The 16,887-nt window shown below is 72.0% G+C and carries 16 protein-coding genes; 9 read left to right on the top strand and 7 right to left on the bottom strand.

The window, feature by feature from the left end; all coding sequences use genetic code 11:
• Window positions 1-123 precede the first annotated feature (123 nt).
• On the bottom strand, window positions 124-300 hold the full coding sequence (locus ABZ016_RS34975) for a hypothetical protein (RefSeq protein WP_167545766.1): 177 nt from the start codon (window positions 298-300) through the stop codon (window positions 124-126).
• A 205-nt stretch (window positions 301-505) separates the two neighbouring features.
• On the opposite strand from ABZ016_RS34975, the gene ABZ016_RS34970 reads away from it, so the two are divergent.
• Window positions 506-1,399: an NYN domain-containing protein gene (locus ABZ016_RS34970; protein ID WP_356920733.1), complete on the top strand. Its 894-nt coding sequence runs from the start codon at window positions 506-508 to the stop codon at window positions 1,397-1,399.
• Here ABZ016_RS34970 and ABZ016_RS34965 read toward each other — a convergent pair.
• Together ABZ016_RS34965 and ABZ016_RS34960 are read right to left on the bottom strand one after the other, a co-directional pair.
• Entirely contained in the window at window positions 1,396-2,268 is an 873-nt protein-coding gene (locus tag ABZ016_RS34965) for an alpha/beta hydrolase (protein ID WP_356920732.1), read from the bottom strand. The genes ABZ016_RS34970 and ABZ016_RS34965 overlap by 4 nt on opposite strands.
• A 121-nt stretch (window positions 2,269-2,389) precedes the next feature.
• Window positions 2,390-5,035 (bottom strand): DEAD/DEAH box helicase, encoded by a 2,646-nt coding sequence (locus ABZ016_RS34960; protein WP_356920806.1) that lies wholly within the window; start codon window positions 5,033-5,035, stop codon window positions 2,390-2,392.
• A gap of 475 nt (window positions 5,036-5,510) precedes the next feature.
• On the opposite strand from ABZ016_RS34960, the gene ABZ016_RS34955 reads away from it, so the two are divergent.
• Window positions 5,511-6,260 carry a ferritin-like fold-containing protein gene (locus ABZ016_RS34955; RefSeq protein WP_356920731.1) on the top strand — a complete coding sequence of 250 codons (750 nt, stop codon included), beginning with the start codon at window positions 5,511-5,513 and terminating at the stop codon, window positions 6,258-6,260.
• A gap of 112 nt (window positions 6,261-6,372) precedes the next feature.
• On the opposite strand, the gene ABZ016_RS34950 is transcribed toward ABZ016_RS34955, so the two are convergent.
• The 4 genes from ABZ016_RS34950 to ABZ016_RS34935 all read right to left on the bottom strand — a co-directional run bounded on the left by ABZ016_RS34950 (window position 6,373) and on the right by ABZ016_RS34935 (window position 8,288).
• Window positions 6,373-6,642, bottom strand: a complete 270-nt coding sequence (locus tag ABZ016_RS34950; RefSeq protein WP_356920730.1) for a hypothetical protein — start codon at window positions 6,640-6,642, stop codon at window positions 6,373-6,375.
• A 206-nt stretch (window positions 6,643-6,848) separates the two neighbouring features.
• Complete coding sequence (locus ABZ016_RS34945; protein ID WP_030232462.1) at window positions 6,849-7,076, bottom strand: DUF3107 domain-containing protein; 228 nt, start codon at window positions 7,074-7,076, stop codon at window positions 6,849-6,851.
• Window positions 7,077-7,211: 135 nt separating this feature from the next.
• A complete protein-coding gene (locus ABZ016_RS34940) occupies window positions 7,212-7,859 on the bottom strand; it encodes a TetR/AcrR family transcriptional regulator (RefSeq protein WP_356920729.1) in 648 nt (215 codons plus the stop codon).
• A 204-nt stretch (window positions 7,860-8,063) separates the two neighbouring features.
• Window positions 8,064-8,288: a hypothetical protein gene (locus tag ABZ016_RS34935; RefSeq protein WP_356920728.1), complete on the bottom strand. Its 225-nt coding sequence runs from the start codon at window positions 8,286-8,288 to the stop codon at window positions 8,064-8,066.
• Window positions 8,289-8,520: 232 nt separating this feature from the next.
• Here ABZ016_RS34935 and ABZ016_RS34930 point away from each other — a divergent pair, with 232 nt between their 5' ends.
• The 7 genes from ABZ016_RS34930 to ABZ016_RS34900 all read left to right on the top strand — a co-directional run bounded on the left by ABZ016_RS34930 (window position 8,521) and on the right by ABZ016_RS34900 (window position 16,781).
• A complete protein-coding gene (locus ABZ016_RS34930) occupies window positions 8,521-9,561 on the top strand; it encodes an alpha/beta hydrolase (RefSeq protein ID WP_356920727.1) in 1,041 nt (346 codons plus the stop codon).
• Window positions 9,562-9,569: 8 nt separating this feature from the next.
• The gene (locus ABZ016_RS34925) at window positions 9,570-11,096 is read left to right on the top strand and encodes a DUF3152 domain-containing protein (protein ID WP_356920726.1); all 1,527 of its coding nucleotides are present in this window, start codon (window positions 9,570-9,572) and stop codon (window positions 11,094-11,096) included.
• A gap of 80 nt (window positions 11,097-11,176) precedes the next feature.
• A complete protein-coding gene (locus ABZ016_RS34920) occupies window positions 11,177-11,269 on the top strand; it encodes an Ms4533A family Cys-rich leader peptide (RefSeq protein WP_311774658.1) in 93 nt (30 codons plus the stop codon).
• 184 nt (window positions 11,270-11,453) lie between these two features.
• Complete coding sequence (locus tag ABZ016_RS34915; protein ID WP_356920725.1) at window positions 11,454-13,172, top strand: ABC transporter substrate-binding protein; 1,719 nt, start codon at window positions 11,454-11,456, stop codon at window positions 13,170-13,172.
• A gap of 23 nt (window positions 13,173-13,195) precedes the next feature.
• Window positions 13,196-14,209, top strand: a complete 1,014-nt coding sequence (locus ABZ016_RS34910) for an ABC transporter permease (RefSeq protein ID WP_356920724.1) — start codon at window positions 13,196-13,198, stop codon at window positions 14,207-14,209.
• Entirely contained in the window at window positions 14,206-15,204 is a 999-nt protein-coding gene (locus ABZ016_RS34905) for an ABC transporter permease (RefSeq protein ID WP_356920723.1), read from the top strand. The genes ABZ016_RS34910 and ABZ016_RS34905 overlap by 4 nt, the downstream gene beginning before the upstream one ends.
• Entirely contained in the window at window positions 15,201-16,781 is a 1,581-nt protein-coding gene (locus ABZ016_RS34900) for an ABC transporter ATP-binding protein (protein WP_356920722.1), read from the top strand. The genes ABZ016_RS34905 and ABZ016_RS34900 overlap by 4 nt, the downstream gene beginning before the upstream one ends.
• Window positions 16,782-16,887 lie beyond the last annotated feature (106 nt).

Genomic DNA, 16,887 nt, shown 5'->3' with positions numbered 1-16,887 from the left:
CCTCTTCCCGCTCTCGCCGTGCCTCTCGGCCAGTACGCCCCCGGTCACGGTGGTCCGCAACAGCAAAGCCCCCGCTCGGCCGATGCCGGGCGGGGGCTTCGAGGTGTGGGGAGAGCCGCGCTGTTATGAGGCCGTGGTCTCGGCCGGGCGGATCCACAGGCGCTGTCCGATGGCGGCGGCCTGCTGAACGATGCGGTTGACGGAGGCGGCGTCCACAACGGTCGAGTCCACAGGCGTGCCGTCGACGTCGTCGAGTCGCATGATTTCGAAGCGCAAGGGCTTCTCCCTTCGTCTGGTCATCCTCCTGAGGAGAACTACTTGAGTGAGTGGCCCACCAGGCTGCGGCGCTCGGTGTTCCATATGGGTCAACAGGGCTGGATGGTTCAAACATTCCCTACGCTAAGGAAATTTTTCGATCGGCTAATTACTGAGCCGTAAGAGTGTCGTTACAGGACCGACCGGGACCGGTTGTGTTCGCAGCGTGACCACCGGGACAATGGAGGGGATGAACGACGACCTCGCGGCCCTCGGCGCCCGCATCGACCACACCAACGAGCTGCTCCAGCGCATGCTCGCCGAGGTGGCGAAGACACCCTCGACCCATGCGATCTTCGTCGATGCCGGGTACCTCTACGCCGCCGCGGGACGGCTCGTCGCCGGTACGGAGGACCGCCGCGCCTTCGACCTGGACGCCGAGGGCCTGATCGACGCGCTCATCGACAGAGCCCGCACGATCTTCGCCGACAGCAGGCTGCTGCGGGTCTACTGGTACGACGGTGCCCGCCGCCGCATCCACACGGCGGAGCAGCAGAGCATCGCCGAGCTGCCCGACGTGAAGGTACGGCTGGGCAACCTGAACGCCAACAACCAGCAGAAGGGCGTCGACTCGCTCATCCGCACCGACCTGGAGTCACTCGCCCGGCACCGCGCCATCAGCGACGCCGCCCTGCTCGGCGGCGACGAGGACCTGGTGTCGGCGGTGGAGGCGGCCCAGGGGTACGGCGCCCGCGTCCACCTCTGGGGCATCGAGGCGCCCGAAGGCCGCAACCAGGCCGAGCCGCTGCTGTGGGAGGTCGACAGCCAGCGCACCCTGGACCTCGACTTCTTCAAGCCGTACGTCTCCCGCCGCACGGCCGCCGCCTACGAGGCGACCACGGGCCGGCCCACCCGCGAGGACGTGCGGTTCGTGGGTGCGCAGATCGCCGCGAAGTGGATGGCGGCGCGCGGCCGGGACACGCTGGTGGAGCTGCTGCCCGGCCACCCCTACCTGCCCGGTTCGGTCGACCAGGATCTGCTGGTGGAGGCGGAGGGGCTGTTGCAGTACTCGCTGCGCGGGCAGGCGGACCTGCGGCGTGCGCTACGGGACGGCTTCTGGGAGCATCTGCAGACCCTGTACTAGGCCACGCGAGTGCTGTCCCAGAAGTCGGCCAGGGCCCGGGCCGTGGGCAGGGGCTGGTCGGCGTTGGGGGAGTGCTCGGCGCCCATGACGACCGTGCGGTGCGCGGACAGCCGTGCGGCCATGTCGTCGAGGATCGCCACCGGCCAGGTGTCGTCGTGCGCCCCCGACAGGACGTGGAACGGCAGCGGCACGGCCGCCAGTTCGGCGACACGGTCCGGCTCGGTGCACAACTGGCGCCCCGTCGCGAGGAGTTGGGCGGGCTTGTGGCCCAGCCAGCGGCGGCGCAACTGCGCCTGGTCGCCGAGGCCGCGGGCGGGCCCGCCGACCTCCTCCGGAGGGCCCATCGCCTCGATGGCCTCCCACACCTTCTCCATCGACATCACGGCGAGTGCGTCCCGCAGCAGCTTCACGCGCTGCCGCTGCGAGAGGGAGATCTCCGCCGGGCCGGACGAGACGAGGGTGAGGGAGAGGAAGGGGGAGTGGTCGAGCAGTACGGCCGCACGGGCGATCTGTCCGCCGAGCGAATGGCCGACGAGATGCACGGGCACGCCCAGCGCCGCGGCCTGCGCGAGCACGTCCCGCGCCAGTTCCCGCTGGGCGTAGGCCGTTTCGTCGTCCGCCGGACCGTCCGACTCGTACTGTCCCCGCCCGTCCACGGCGACGACCCGGTACCCACGCGCTCCGAGCGGCTCGTGCAGCAGCCCGAAGTCCTCCTTGCTCCCGGTGAATCCGGGCAGCATGAGGGCGACGCCCCTGACCTCCGCGCCCGCCCTCGGCGACGAGTCGACGACGGCGAACTCGCCGCGGGTCGTGCGCAGGGGGTACGCGCGGGCGCCCGGGGGCGGGGTGAAGGTGGGTTGCCTGGTCACGGGGTGAGGGTAACGGGTGGGGGCGTGGTCGGGGGTGTGCGCCGTTCGCACCGGCCCGCGCCGCGGGGAATGCCGACGGCCCGGACCCACGCTGGGTGGGACCGGGCCGTCGGCGTGCGTGTCAGCCCTCCGTGGGCTCCGCGGTGGCCGTGGCCTTGCGGGTGCGGCGGGCCTTCGGCTTCGCCTCGGCCGCGTCTTCGGAGACCTCGGCGGACGCCGTGGACTTCCTCGTGCGGCGCGGCTTCGTCTCCTTGGCCGCCTCCGGCTCCTGGGCCGCCTGGGCCGGGATCTCGGCGGTGGTCGCGGCGCTGTCGGTGGCCTTGTGGGTGCGGCGGCGCGGCTTGGCCTCCGTGCCCTCGGCCGAGTCGACCGCGGCCTCGGCCGCTGCGGCGGTCTTCCGCGTGCGGCGGGGCTTGGCCTCGGCGGCCTCCGCGTCCGGAGCCGCGGCAGCCGTCTTCCGCGTGCGGCGCGGCTTGGCCTCGGTCGCCTCAACCGTGTCGACACTCGCCTCGGCCTTGGCCGTCGCCTTGCGGGTGCGCCGCGGCTTGGCCTCGGCGGCCTCCGGCTCCTGGGCCGCCTGGGCCGGGATCTCGGCGGTGGTCGCGGCGCTCTCGGTGGCCTTGCGGGTGCGGCGGCGGGGCTTGGCCTCCGTGCCCTCGGCGGTGTCGACGGCGCTCTCGGCCGCTGCCGTCGCCGCTGCCGTCGCCTTGCGCGTGCGGCGGGGCTTGGTCTCCGTGGCTTCGGCGGTGTCGACGGCGGTCTCGGCCGCTGCCGGCGTCGCTGCCGTCGCCTTGCGGGTGCGCTTGGGCTTGGCCTCGGTGGTCTCGGCCGTGTCCACGGCGTCCTCCGCCGCGGCGGCGGCCTTACGGGTGCGGCGCGGCTTGGTCTCCGTGGCCTCGGCCGGGGCGGCGGGGGCCACGGACTTCGCCGCGGCCTTGCGGGTGCGCCGCGGCTTCGTCTCCGCCGGCTCCGGAGCGGCCTCCGTGCCCTCGGCCGTGTCGACCGCGGCCTCGGCCGCGGACGCCGCGGTGGTCTTGCGAGTGCGGCGGCGCGGCTTGGCGGCGGTCGCGACCGACGCGGCATCCGCGTCCGCCGGGGCCTCCGTCGCGGCCGTCGGCTCCGTGGCCGACGGCGTCACCGCGGCCTCGGTCTCCACCACCGGCGTCTCCACCAGCGGCTCCGACCTGCGCGTACGGCGCCGGCGCGGCTTGGTCGCCGCCTCGGGGGCCTCCGCGCCCGTGCCCTCCGCGGTCGCCACGGCGTTCTCCGCCGGCTCGGACGCGGGCGTCTCGACCGCCGTGACCGGCGCGGACCCGGACGGGGCGCCGCCGCGGGTGCGGCGACGACGACGCGGGGTGCGAGGTGCCGTGACGGCCTCCGCCTCGGCGGCGCCGTCCGTGACCGTGGTCTCCGGCGTGGTGGTGCCGGCGGACTCCGGCGCCCCCTCCAGCGGCGAACCGCCGCGGGTGCGGCGGCGACGACGCGGGGTACGCGACGCACGCTCGCGGTCGGCCGAGCGGGACTCGTCCCGACCACCACGGCTCCGGTCTCCGCGCCCGCGCGGCCCCCGGCCGCCCGGCTCGCCCAGGTCCTCCAGCTCCTCCGCGTCCAGCCCGGCGCGCGTGCGCTCCGAGCGCGGCAGGACGCCCTTCGTGCCCTCGGGGATGCCGAGGTCCGTGTAGAAGTGCGGAGAGGTGGAGTACGTCTCCGGCGGGTCGCTGAAGCCCAGGTCCAGCGCCTTGTTGATCAGCTGCCAGCGCGGGATGTCGTCCCAGTCGACCAGGGTGATCGCCGTACCCTTCGCGCCCGCGCGGCCGGTCCGGCCGATGCGGTGCAGGTACGTCTTCTCCTCTTCCGGCGACTGGTAGTTGATGACGTGGGTCACGCCCTCGACGTCGATACCGCGGGCGGCGACGTCGGTGCAGACGAGCACGTCCACCTTGCCGTTGCGGAAGGCGCGCAGGGCCTGCTCGCGCGCGCCCTGGCCGAGGTCGCCGTGGACCGCGCCGGAGGCGAAGCCGCGCTGCTTGAGCTGGTCGGCCAGGTCGGCCGCCGTGCGCTTGGTACGGCAGAAGACCATGACCAGTCCCCGGCCGTCGGCCTGCAGTATGCGCGCCACCATCTCGGGCTTGTCCATGTTGTGCGCGCGGTAGACGAACTGCTTCGTGTTCGCGACCGTCGCGCCCGCGTCGTCCGGCGAGGTGGCGGAGATGTGCGTGGGCTGCGACATGTAGCGGCGCGCCAGTCCGATGACCGCGCCGGGCATGGTGGCCGAGAACAGCATCGTCTGACGCCGCACCGGAAGCATGTTGATGATCTTCTCGACGTCGGGCAGGAAGCCCAGGTCGAGCATCTCGTCGGCCTCGTCGAGGACCAGGCACTTCACGTGCTTCAGGTTCAGCTTCTTCTGCCCGGCGAGGTCGAGCAGCCGGCCCGGGGTGCCGACGACCACGTCGATGCCCTTCTTCAGGGCCTCGACCTGGGGCTCGTAGGCCCGGCCGCCGTAGATGGCGAGGACGCGCACGTTGCGTGCCTTGCCCGCGGTCTGCAGGTCGTTGGTGACCTGCGTGCACAGCTCGCGCGTGGGGACGACGATGAGTGCCTGCGGGGCGTCGGTGAGGTCCTCGGGCTTGGCGCGTCCGGCCTCGACGTCGGCGGGGACGGTGACGCGCTCGAGGAGCGGGAGGCCGAAGCCCAGCGTCTTGCCGGTGCCGGTCTTGGCCTGGCCGATGACGTCCTTGCCCGACAGGGCGACGGGAAGCGTCATCTCCTGGATGGGGAAGGGGGTCATGATGCCGACGGCCTCCAGGGCCTCGGCCGTCTCGGGGAGGATTCCGAGCTCTCGGAACGTAGTCAGGGTGCTGCCTCTTCTGTGTGGGCGGCGCGAGGCGAGCGCGGGGTCGTGTCAGACCGTGCCGGGGACGTCGGCTGCCTACGGGCGGGCCGTAGAGCACGGGACCGCGCCGACGCTCTAGCGCTCATGCCGCTGAGGGTGTCCCCCTCCGGAGCTCGTACGCACTGGGGCGGACGGCCGGGGAGGGCTGTCGGGTCGGAGCCGATCGGGCCACCGACCGGGCATCCTCATACGTGCGGCCTGTCGAGGTACGTCGACGTACCAGCAGGCGCATTACCACCATACCCCGGAATCCCGCACATGCGATGGCCGATTTGGTCACGTAGTCGTCGTCACAGTGAATGACCAGGTCCTTACGCCTCCCGGCAAGCGGGCTATTGTGCGCTTCATGACGAGCTCTGACAAGCCTGCGAACGCCTCGGAAACCACCCCCGCAGAACACACCGGAGTCGCCGCCCGGGACTGGGCGACGGCCTCCGCCGACCCTCAGTACCGCGCCGCGGTCGTGGACCTGCTCGGTGCGCTCGCGTACGGGGAGCTGGCGGCGTTCGAGCGGCTCGCGGAGGACGCCAAGCTGGCCCCGACGCTGGCGGACAAGGCGGAGCTGGCGAAGATGGCGTCGGCCGAGTTCCACCACTTCGAGAGGCTGCGCGACCGGCTCGCGGAGATCGGTGAGGAGCCGACGCGGGCAATGGAGCCGTTCGTCGCCGCGTACGACGGGTTCCACAAGCAGACGGCCCCCTCGGACTGGCTGGAGGGGCTCGTCAAGGCGTACGTCGGCGACTCGATCGCCAGCGACTTCTACCGTGAGGTGGCCGCGCGGCTGGACTCCGACTCCCGCTCCCTGGTGCTGGCGGTCCTCGACGACACCGGGCACGGCGGCTTCGCCGTGGAGAAGGTGCGGGCCGCGATCGACGCCGACCCCCGGGTGGGCGGCCGGCTCGCGCTGTGGGCACGGCGTCTGATGGGCGAGGCCCTGTCGCAGTCCCAGCGCGTGGTCGCCGACCGGGACGCGCTGTCGACCATGCTGGTGGGCGGCGTCGCCGACGGCTTCGACCTGGCGGAGGTCGGCAAGATGTTCTCGCGGATCACCGAGGCCCACACCAAGCGGATGGCCGCGCTGGGCCTGGCCGCGTAGCGCTCGTCACCGGGTGGCCCCGGCCGGGGCGCGTCCGCCGGATGCAGTCGGGCGGACGCGCACGCGGCGCGGCCGCACGGCGGTCGCAGCCACGCGCCCCTGACAGCTCCGGCTACGCCGTCGCTGATCGTCGGCGCAGGCGCCCCGCGGGGCGCAGCAGCAGCGACAGCGAGGCCACCGAGACGATCACAGCGCCGAGCAGGACCACCAGCAGGTGCCCGGCCTCCAGCGCGCTGTGCATGACGAACGCGCCGAAGAGCGCGCCGGCGACGCCGGTCGACAGCACCAGCGGGCGCGCCGGGAGACGGTGCGGCAGGCGGTACGACGCCGCCCACGCCAGAGCCAGGCCGAGGATCGCGGAGCTCAGCGCTTCCAGGAGCATGTCGGGGTCCCTCCCACATGGCCGGCCTGCCCAAATCGGTCGTAGCCCGTCTTACCCCTGACCTGCGGAATCCAATCCACCCCTGTGGGCAACCTGTGCTCCATCCGTGGAGGAACCCGTGTGCCGCGCTGGAGGGCGGGTGGGGAGAACGCGAAACGGGGCGGGGCGGCCCACAAGCCGCCCCGCCCCGTACCGCACGGTGCGCCTTACAGCGCGCCGAAGCCCACCTTGCGCGGGGCCGGCTCGCCGATCTCGACGTAGGCGAGACGGTCGGCCGGAACGAGGACCTTGCGGCCGTGCTCGTCCACGAGGCTGAGCAGCTGCGACTTCCCGGCCAGTGCCTCGGCCACCACGCGCTCGACCTCCTCCGGGCTCTGACCGCTCTCCAGAACGATCTCGCGGGGCGCGTGCTGCACGCCGATCTTGACCTCCACGGCTATGTCCCTCCGACGGTCAGTGATGTGCGCGACCTTCCGCGCCGTACGCAGCACACATTAGCCCGGTGAGGGGATCCGCATGCTCCGCCCGAGAACGCCACGAGCGAACATCGGGCGGGAACAAAGGAGCCGTCAGTGGTGCTGCTGGTCGGTCCCGTGCAGCGGGAAGCCCGCGATACCGCGCCAGGCCAGCGAGGTGAGCAGCTGCACGGCCTGGTCGCGCGGCACGCTGCGGTCGCTGTGCAGCCAGGACCGCGCCACCACCTGGGCGAGACCGCCCAGGCCCGAGGCGAGCAGCATCGACTCCGCGCGCGAGAGGCCGGTGTCCTCGGCGATCACGTCACAGATCGCCTCCGCGCACTCGTTGGTGACCTTGTCGACGCGCTCGCGCACGGCGGGCTCGTTCGTCAGGTCCGACTCGAAGACGAGGCGGAAGGCGCCGCCGTCGTCCTCGACGTACGCGAAGTAGGCGTCCATCGTGGCGCGCACGCGCTGCTTGTTGTCGGTCGTCGACGCCAGCGCGCTCCGTACCGACTGGATGAGCGACTCGCAGTGCTGGTCCAGCAGCGCGAGATAGAGGTCGAGCTTGCCCGGGAAGTGCTGGTAGAGCACGGGCTTGCTGACACCGGCACGCTCGGCGATGTCGTCCATCGCGGCCGCGTGGTAGCCCTGGGCCACGAAGACCTCCTGGGCGGCGCCCAGGAGCTGGTTCCGTCGGGCACGGCGTGGCAGGCGTGTGCCCCGTGGGCGAACCGCCTCTGTCTGCTCGATGGCTGTCACGCCGCCTCCCATAGTCGTCCTGCGGATCTGGCCGCGTCGCCATCGTACTTTTCGGTAACCGTGGTGTGCGCGGTGAGAGCGCAGAATTTCACGGACCGGACGGTTACGAAAGTGGTTGAGAAGGTTTCAAACAGGGATAGAGCGGGCAAAATGCGGCTCCCTTCCTGCTCACTGGTGCTCCGTGTCGCCCTCCGGCGGCATGCGTCAGCGATAGTCGTCCTCGTCGAGCGAGACGACCCGGGCCTGCTCGACCAGATCGGCCTCGTTGGCGCGGTCCGGGTCGACGCCGGTCAGCGGGTCGTCGCGGTCCGGCGCGATGTCCGCGTGCTGCTCGGCCGCGTCGACCTCCGGGGCCTCGACGTCGTACTCCGGCGTTTCCGGCGCGTTCTCGGCCTCGAACGTCTCCGGGTCGGTGGGGTCGACGGCCATGCTGGGCTCCCTTCCTACGAACGTCCCTGGGAATACAGGGGCCACACGCGGGTGCCCTCTGTACGAGCCTAGGAGACACCCGATCCGGACGCTATGCGATGCGCGTCCGGGGCGTGACGCGGTGCGCATCCCGTCGGCTGCTTCTCGTATGCCCACTCCGCGCTCCTCAATGGCCGATTCCTGTGACGGCGAACACATGAGCCACTACGTGATCGTCTCGTAACATTGCCGCATGTCTTCGACCGAGCTGCCGTTCGTGCCGCCTGCCAATGTGCTGCCGAAGGTGGGGGCCATCAGGGTCGCCGAGGGCGAGCGGCTCAGGTCGGTCGAGCTTGCCGGGGTCACCCTGTCCGTGCGGTCGCGACGCCCCGCGCGCGAGGGGCTGCCTCCCGCGCTGTACGTGCACGGGCTCGGGGGTTCCTCGCAGAACTGGTCGGCGCTCATGCCGCTGCTGGACGACATCGTGGACAGCGAGGCTCTCGATCTGCCGGGCTTCGGTGACTCCCCGCCACCGGACGACGGCGACTACTCCGTCACCGGGCACGCGCGCGCGGTGATCCGCTACCTCGACGCCACGGGGCGCGGCCCCGTGCACCTGTTCGGGAATTCGCTCGGCGGCGCCGTCACCACTCGTGTCGCGGCGGTACGTCCCGATCTCGTCCGTACGCTCACGCTCGTGTCGCCCGCTCTGCCCGAGATCCGTGTGCAGCGCTCCGCCGTTCCGACGGGGCTGCTCGCGGTGCCCGGTGTCGCCCTGCTCTTCACCCGGCTGACCCGGGGGTGGACGGCGGAGCAGCGGGTCCGCGGTGTGATGGCGCTGTGTTACGGCGATCCGGGCCGGGTGACGCCGGAAGGATTCCGCAACGCCGTTCAGGAGATGGAGCGGCGGCTGCGGCTGCCGTACTTCTGGGACGCGATGGCGCGTTCCGCGCGCGGCATCGTCAACGCGTACACGCTGGGTGGCCAGCAGGGGCTGTGGCGCCAGGCCGAACGGGTCCTCGCGCCGACGCTCCTCGTCTACGGCGGCCGGGACCAGCTCGTAGGCTTCCGCATGGCGCAGCGGGCGGCCCGGGCCTTCCGTGACTCACGTCTCGTGACGTTGCCGGACGCGGGACACGTGGCCATGATGGAGTACCCGGAGACGGTGGCCCTGGCGTTTCGCGAACTTCTCGAAGATGCGGGAGAGTTGGCTGAGCGGCGGGCGCGGCGGGCGGATGCCCGGGCGGATCGGGCCGCCGACGAGGAACACACGGACGAGAGCATGGGGGGCTGAGGCGCGAGGTGGGACGCCACAGCCGTCGCGGGCCCGTCGCCAAGGGCGACACCGCGGACACAACCGCAGTACGGGACGGCCGGAGCGGGCCGGGACAGGGCCAGGCGCCGGACACGGGCCGGGGGGACCGCACGGCACCGCCACCCTCCGGACCGACCGGCCGGCCCCCACAGGGCCCGGCCCCTCGGCGCACGCCTGGGCCACGCCCCGCCCCGGGGAGCGGGACGCCCGCGCAGGGCATGCCGCGTCCGCAGGGAGGCCGGCAACCGGACGACGGTACGCCGGCGCGAGGCGTACCCCGTCTGCCCGACGGGAGGCCCGCGCAGGGCGGTCCGCGGCTTCCGGACGGCACCCCCGCGCGCGGCGTGCCCCGGCTGTCCGGCGGCACGCCTCCGCACGGCTTCCCCCACGCGCGCGGAGGCCACCCCGAGCAGCGGGAGGCCGGGGGCGGCTGGGGCGAGTTGAGGGCTGACGGTCCACCGATACCCCGGCAGCGGCGCGCGCCCGTGCCGGGGCCGCGGCAGGAGTACCTCGACGCCTTCGTCGAGGGTGATGACGCCTTCGCCGAGGGCGGCGACGTCTTCGCGCCCGGCACGCCCGCCTCCGCGCACGCGGCGGACGCCTACGCCTCCGTCACGGACTGGAACGCGAGCACCCCGGTGGGCGGTGGCTCCGACGGCCGTGACGACCACGACGACGCGGAGCCGACGGGGACACCCGCGCCGGGCAAGGGCGCCAAGGGCCGTACCTTCACCGGCATCGCGGCCGCCGCCGTCACCACCGTGCTGGCCGTGATCGTCGCCGGTCAGGTCGCCGACGGCGACAGCGGGACCGGCGTGCAGTCGCATTCCGCCACCGACCAGAGCCGCGGCGACGTACGGGACTCCGCGTCCCGGGCGGACGGTCGCGCGCCCGCCCCGGAGGCCGGCACGACGCTGACGTACGGCGAGGCGATGGCCAGGACGTACCCGCTCGGCGCCAAGCTCAAGGGCTCGGGGACGTTCGACGCCGTCCCCGGCATCGCCAAGGCGCCGGGCTCGGGGCAGAAGTTCACCTACCGGGTGGACGTGGAGCAGGGGCTCGGGCTCGACGCCGCGCTCTTCGCCGAGGCCGTGCAGAAGACGCTCAACGACCAGCGCAGCTGGGCCCACAACGGCGCCCGCACCTTCGAGCGCATCCACTCCGGCAAGCCCGACTTCGTGATCACTCTCGCCAGCCCCGGCACGACCGCCGACTGGTGCGCCAAGTCCGGCCTGGACACCACCGAGGACAACGTCTCCTGCGACTCGCTCGCCACCGAGCGCGTGATGATCAACGCCTACCGTTGGGCGCAGGGCTCGGAGACGTACGGTGACAAGATCCACGCCTACCGGCAGATGCTGATCAATCACGAGGTCGGCCATCGCCTCGGCTACAACCACGTCACCTGCGACAAGGACGGCGACCTCGCCCCGGTCATGCAGCAGCAGACCAAGTTCCTCGACCACGACGGCATCCACTGCCGGGCCAATCCCTGGCCGTATCCCAGGAGTTGACAGGCGTCACAGGGATCGGCCCACGCCGGGCGCTGCCTCGCGCGTTGACAGGGGCCGAAAGTTCGTTCATATTTCTGGGCATGTCGCCCCGTCACGTCTCCGTTCGCGCCGCCATCGAGCTGGCGCTCATCGGCGTGACCCCGCTCTGCGTGGCCGACATCCACTGTTGCTGACGCCCGCCCCAGGCGCGCGTCGCGAACGCACCCCCTCGCTGTGACCTCCGTCACGGCTTCTCCGTGACCTCGGTCGCGGCACCTTCGACGACCCGGCGCCCGGGGAGACGTCTGCCCAACTCCGTCTCACCCTTCGTCTCTTCGTCTCGCGATCCGAGACGTCATCCGAGAGGTCGTCATTCCGATGCGCCAACCGTCCGTCACAGCGCGCCGCGTGGCCGCGGCATCCGTCAGCCTGGTCCTGGCAGCGGGCGCCGCCGCCTGCGGGCCGAAGGACAACGATGCCAAGGGCGCCGGCGGCGACTCCACGCCCCACAAGGGCGGCACCCTCACGGTGCTGAACGCCACCCCCCAGGAGGACTTCGACCCGGCCCGGCTGTACACCTCCGGCGGCGGCAACGTCCCGTCCCTCGTCTTCCGCACGCTCACCACCCGCAACCGCGAGAACGGCGCCGCCGGCACCGAGGTCGTCCCCGACCTCGCCACCGACACCGGGCGCCCCAGCAAGAACGCGACCGTGTGGACGTACACCCTGAAGAAGGGCCTCACCTACGAGGACGGCACCCCGATCACCTCGGCCGACATCAAGTACGGCATCGAGCGCTCCTTCGCCCCCGAGCTCTCCGGCGGCGCCCCCTACCTGCGGGACTGGCTGGTCGGGGCCGCCGGCTACCAGGGTCCGTACAAGGACAAGAAGGGCCTCGATGCCATCGAGACGCCGGACGAGCGGACCATCGTCTTCCATCTGAACAAGCCCGAGGGCGAGTTCCCCTACCTCGCCACGCAGACGCAGTTCACGCCCGTCCCGAAGAGCAAGGACACGGGCACGAAGTACGAGGAGCACCCCGTCTCGTCCGGGCCGTACAAGGTCGTGCGGAACGAGAACGACGGTGAGCGCGTCGTCCTGGAGCGCAACACGCACTGGTCCGCCTCGACGGACGCCGAACGCAAGGCCTACCCGGACAAGATCGACGTACGGTCCGGCCTGGACTCGGCCGTGATCAACCAGCGGCTGTCCGCGTCCCAGGGAGCGGACGCCGCCGCGGTCACCACGGACACCAATCTCGGCCCCGCCGAGCTGGCCAAGGTGACCGGTGACAAGGACCTCGCCTCGCGCGTCGGCACCGGGCACTTCGGCTACACCAACTACCTCGCGTTCAATCCGACCGTCAAGCCGTTCGACGACGTCAAGGTCCGGCAGGCGATCTCGTACGCCATCGACCGGTCGTCCGTGGTCAACGCCGCCGGGGGTTCCGCGCTCGCCGAGCCCGCCACCACCTTCCTGCCGGACCAGAAGTCCTTCGGGTACACGCCGTACGACCTCTTCCCGGCGGGCAAGACCGGTGACCCGGCCAAGGCCAGGGAGCTCCTGAAGGAGGCCGGTCACCCCGACGGGCTCACCATCACGCTGACGCATTCCAACGCCAAGGACTTCGAGACCAGCCCGGAGATCGCGACCGCGATCCAGGACGCGCTCAAGAAGGCCGGCATCACGGTCAAGCTGCAGGGTCTCGAGGACAACGACTACTCCGACAAGATCCACAGCGTGAAGACGGAGCCGGGCCTCTTCCTCGCCCACTGGGGAGCCGACTGGCCCTCGGGCGGTCCCTTCCTCGCTCCGATCTTCGACGGGCGGCAGATCGTCAAGGACGGCGCGAACTTCAACACCGGCCTGCTGAACGACAAGTCGGTCAATGCCGAGATCGACGCGATCAACAAGCTGACGGATCTTGACCAGGCCGCCAAGAGGTGGGGTGCGCTGGACAAGAAGATCGGCGAGAAGGCCCTCACCGTCCCGCTGTTCCACCCCGTCTACAAGCGCCTGTACGGCAAGGACGTCAAGAACATCGTGATCAGCGACTGGACCGGGGTGCTGGACATCTCGCAGGTCGCGGTCAAGTAGTCGACGGGTCTGGTCAAGCAATCATGAGTGAGGCCCTGTTGGCCTCCCAGGCCGCCGGGACGGACCCGTCCGTCCCGGCGGCCTCGGGGGCCCGTCCGTTCTGGCGGCGGCTGCGGACGCAGCGCGCTGCCCTCGTCGCGGCGGCCGTCGTCGCGCTGCTCGTCCTGGTCGCGCTCGCCGCACCGCTGCTCACCGCCTTCGAGGGCCAGGACCCGACCACGTACCACCCGTCGCTCGTCGACTCCGCGCGCGGCGGCGTGCCCATCGGCTCGTTCGGCGGCGTCAGCGGTGACCACTGGCTCGGCGTCGAACCGCAGACCGGGCGCGACCTGTTCGCCCGGCTGGTGTACGGCGCCCGGGTGTCGCTGGGCGTCGCCCTCGCGGCCACCGTGGTGCAGTTGCTGCTCGGCGTCGTCCTGGGCATCGTCGCCGGGCTCGGCAACCGCTGGGTGGACCTGGTGGTGACCCGGATCGCCGACATCTTCGTGTCCATGCCCCTGATGGTCATCGCGCTGGCCCTGCTCGCCATCGTGCCCGCCGGTTTCCCGCGCCCGGTCCTGGTCGCCCTCGTCGTCGGCCTGGTCTCCGGCTGGGGCACGCTCGCCAAGATGGTGCGCGCCCAGACACTCACCCTCAAGCAGCTGGACTACGTCTCCGCGGCACGGCTGAGCGGCTGGGGCACGGCCCGGATCGCCCGCCGCGAGCTGCTGCCCGGCCTGGCGGCACCCGTCATCACCTACTCGGCGCTGCTCGTCCCGACGAACATCACCGTCGAGGCGGCCCTGTCCTTCCTCGGAGTCGGTGTGAAACCTCCGACTCCCTCCTGGGGGCAGATGCTCACCGCCGCCAACGTCTGGTACCAGGCGGCCCCGCAGTACCTGCTGCTGCCCGCGGCGGCGCTCTTCGCCACCGTGCTCGCGCTGACCGTCCTCGGCGACGGGGTGCGCACGGCCCTCGACCCGCGTGCGGCCTCGCGGCTGCGCGTCGGAACGGGCCGCAAGCGGGAGGCCGAGGCGGACAAGGGAGGTGCCTCATGACCGGCTTCGGAGGATTCGTGCTGCGCCGCGCTCTCGGCGCCCTGGTCACGCTGTTCGCCCTCTCCGTGATCATCTACGTCGTCTTCTACGTGACGCCCGGCAACGTCGCCCAGATCACCTGCGGGCCCCGCTGCTCACCGGAACAGGTCCAGCAGGTCGCCCAGCAACTACGGCTCGACGACCCGCTGTACGAGCGCTACCTGCACTTCCTGGCGGGAATCCTCGCCGGCCAGGACTACTCGACCGGTACGTCGGTGCTGCACTGCCCGGCGCCCTGCCTCGGCCTGTCCTACCAGAGCGACCAGCCGGTGATGGACCTGATCCTGACGAAGCTGCCGGTCACCGCCTCCCTCGCGGCCGGCGCCATGGTGCTGTGGCTGATCATCGGCATCGGCACCGGAGTGCTGTCGGTGTGGCGGCGCGGCCGGCTCACCGAACGGCTGCTGACCGGCCTCACGCTCGCCGGCACGGCCACACCCGTGTTCGTCATCGGCCTGGTCCTGATGATCGTCGTCTGCGGACAGCTGCGACTGCTGCCCTTTCCGGAGTACGTCGCCTTCACCGACGACCCCGAGCAGTGGGCCTGGAACCTGCTGCTGCCCTGGCTGTCGCTCGCGCTGATCGAGTCCGCCACGTACGCCCGGCTGACCCGGGCCTCGATGCTGGAGACCCTCGCCGAGGACCACGTACGGACCTTCCGGGCCTACGGCATCGCCGAGCGGACGATCATCCGGCGGCACGCGCTGCGGGGCGCGGTGGCGCCGCTCATCGCGGTGAACGCCAACAACCTCGGGGTGCTCTTCGGCGGGGCCGTCCTCACCGAGACGCTCTTCGGGCTGCCGGGGATCGGACAGGCGATGGTCCAGGCGGTCAAGGTCGTCGACCTGCCGGTGGTCATCGGCATGGTCCTGGTGACCGGCTTCTTCGTGGTCCTCGCGGGCGCCGTCGCCGACGTGCTGTACGCGGTGGCCGACCGACGGGTGGTGCTGACATGAGTCTTGTCGAAGTGACCGACCTCACTGTCGAGTTCGGCGAGCTGCGCGCCGTCGACGGGCTCTCCTTCCGCCTGGAACAGGGCGCCGCCCTGGCCCTGGTCGGCGAGTCCGGCTCCGGCAAGTCCACGGTCGCCTCCGCCCTGCTGGGCCTGCACCGGGGCACCGGGGCGCGGGTCGGCGGCTCGGTCGAGGTCGCCGGCACCGACGTCCGGCGGGCCTCCGACGAGGAACTGCGGCGGCTGCGCGGCGGGAAGGCCGCGATGGTCTTCCAGGATCCGCTGTCCTCCCTGGACCCGTACTACGCGATCGGCGACCAGATCGCCGAGGTGTACCGCGCCCACGCGCGCGCTTCGCGCCGCGAGGCCCGCGCACGTGCGGTCGAGGTCCTCGACCGGGTCGGCATCCCGGACGCCCGGCGGCGTTCCCGCTCGCGCCCGCACGAGTTCAGCGGCGGCATGCGGCAGCGGGCCCTGATCGCCATGGCGCTCGCCTGCCGGCCCGACCTGCTGATCGCCGACGAGCCGACCACGGCCCTGGACGTGACCGTGCAGGCCCAGATCCTCGACCTGCTGCACACCCTGCGCGAGGAGACCGGCATGGGCCTGCTCCTCGTCACGCACGACGTGGGCGTCGCCGCCGAGAGCGTCGACGAGGTGCTGGTCATGCGGCACGGCCGGGCGGTGGAGCACGGGCCGGTCACCGCCGTCCTGGGCGCGCCCTCGGAGCCGTACACCCGGGACCTGCTCGCCTCGGTCCCGCGCGTGGACGCGCCGCGCACCCCCTCCGAGGTGTCCGGTGAGGTGGTCCTGCGGGCCACCGGTCTGCGGCGCGAGTTCGGGCGCGGGAAACGGGCGTTCACGGCCGTGGACGACGTGTCCCTGACCCTGCACCGCGGTGAGACCCTCGGTGTCGTCGGCGAGAGCGGCAGCGGCAAGACGACCCTGGGCCGCATGCTGGTGGGGCTGCTGGAGCCCACGGCGGGGCGGATCGAGCCGGGCGGAGGCGTACGCCCCGACGTGCAGATGGTCTTCCAGGACCCGGCCTCCTCCCTCAACCCCCGCCGCAGCGTGGGCGAGTCCATCGCGGACCCGCTGCGGGCGCGCGGGGAGCGGGACGAGGGGCGCGTCCGGGAGCGCGTACGGGAACTGCTGGAGCGCGTGGGGCTCGAAGCGGCACACCACGACCGCTACCCGCACGAGTTCAGCGGCGGTCAGCGCCAGCGCGTCGGCATCGCGCGGGCGCTCGCCGCCGACCCGCGCGTCATCGTCTGCGACGAGCCCGTCTCCGCGCTCGACGTCACCACCCAGGCGCAGGTGGTCGCCCTCCTCGGGGAGTTGCAGCGCGAGCTGGGGCTGGCGCTGGTCTTCGTGGCACACGACCTGGCCGTCGTACGCCAGGTCAGCGACCGGGTCGCGGTGATGCGCCGCGGCCGGATCGTCGAGTCCGGCCCCGCCGACCAGGTTTACGAGGAGCCCCAGGACCCGTACACCAAGCAGCTCCTGGCCGCCGTACCGGCGCTCGACCCGGAGCTCGCGGCACGGCGGCGGGCCGCCCGGCGGGAGTTGGCCGCGGTGTGACGAGCCGTGTCCGGTTGATCCCCTAGCGCGACAAAACGCGACCCGCACGGGAAAGTTACGACCGTTCACCCCTTTTGGTGGTGCGACGGACAACCGTCCGTCGCAC

The sequence above is a fragment of the Streptomyces sp. NPDC006372 genome (genome assembly GCF_040612515.1).
In the GTDB taxonomy this organism is placed as follows: domain Bacteria; phylum Actinomycetota; class Actinomycetes; order Streptomycetales; family Streptomycetaceae; genus Streptomyces.
This window is presented reverse-complemented; position numbering and strand designations above follow the sequence as displayed.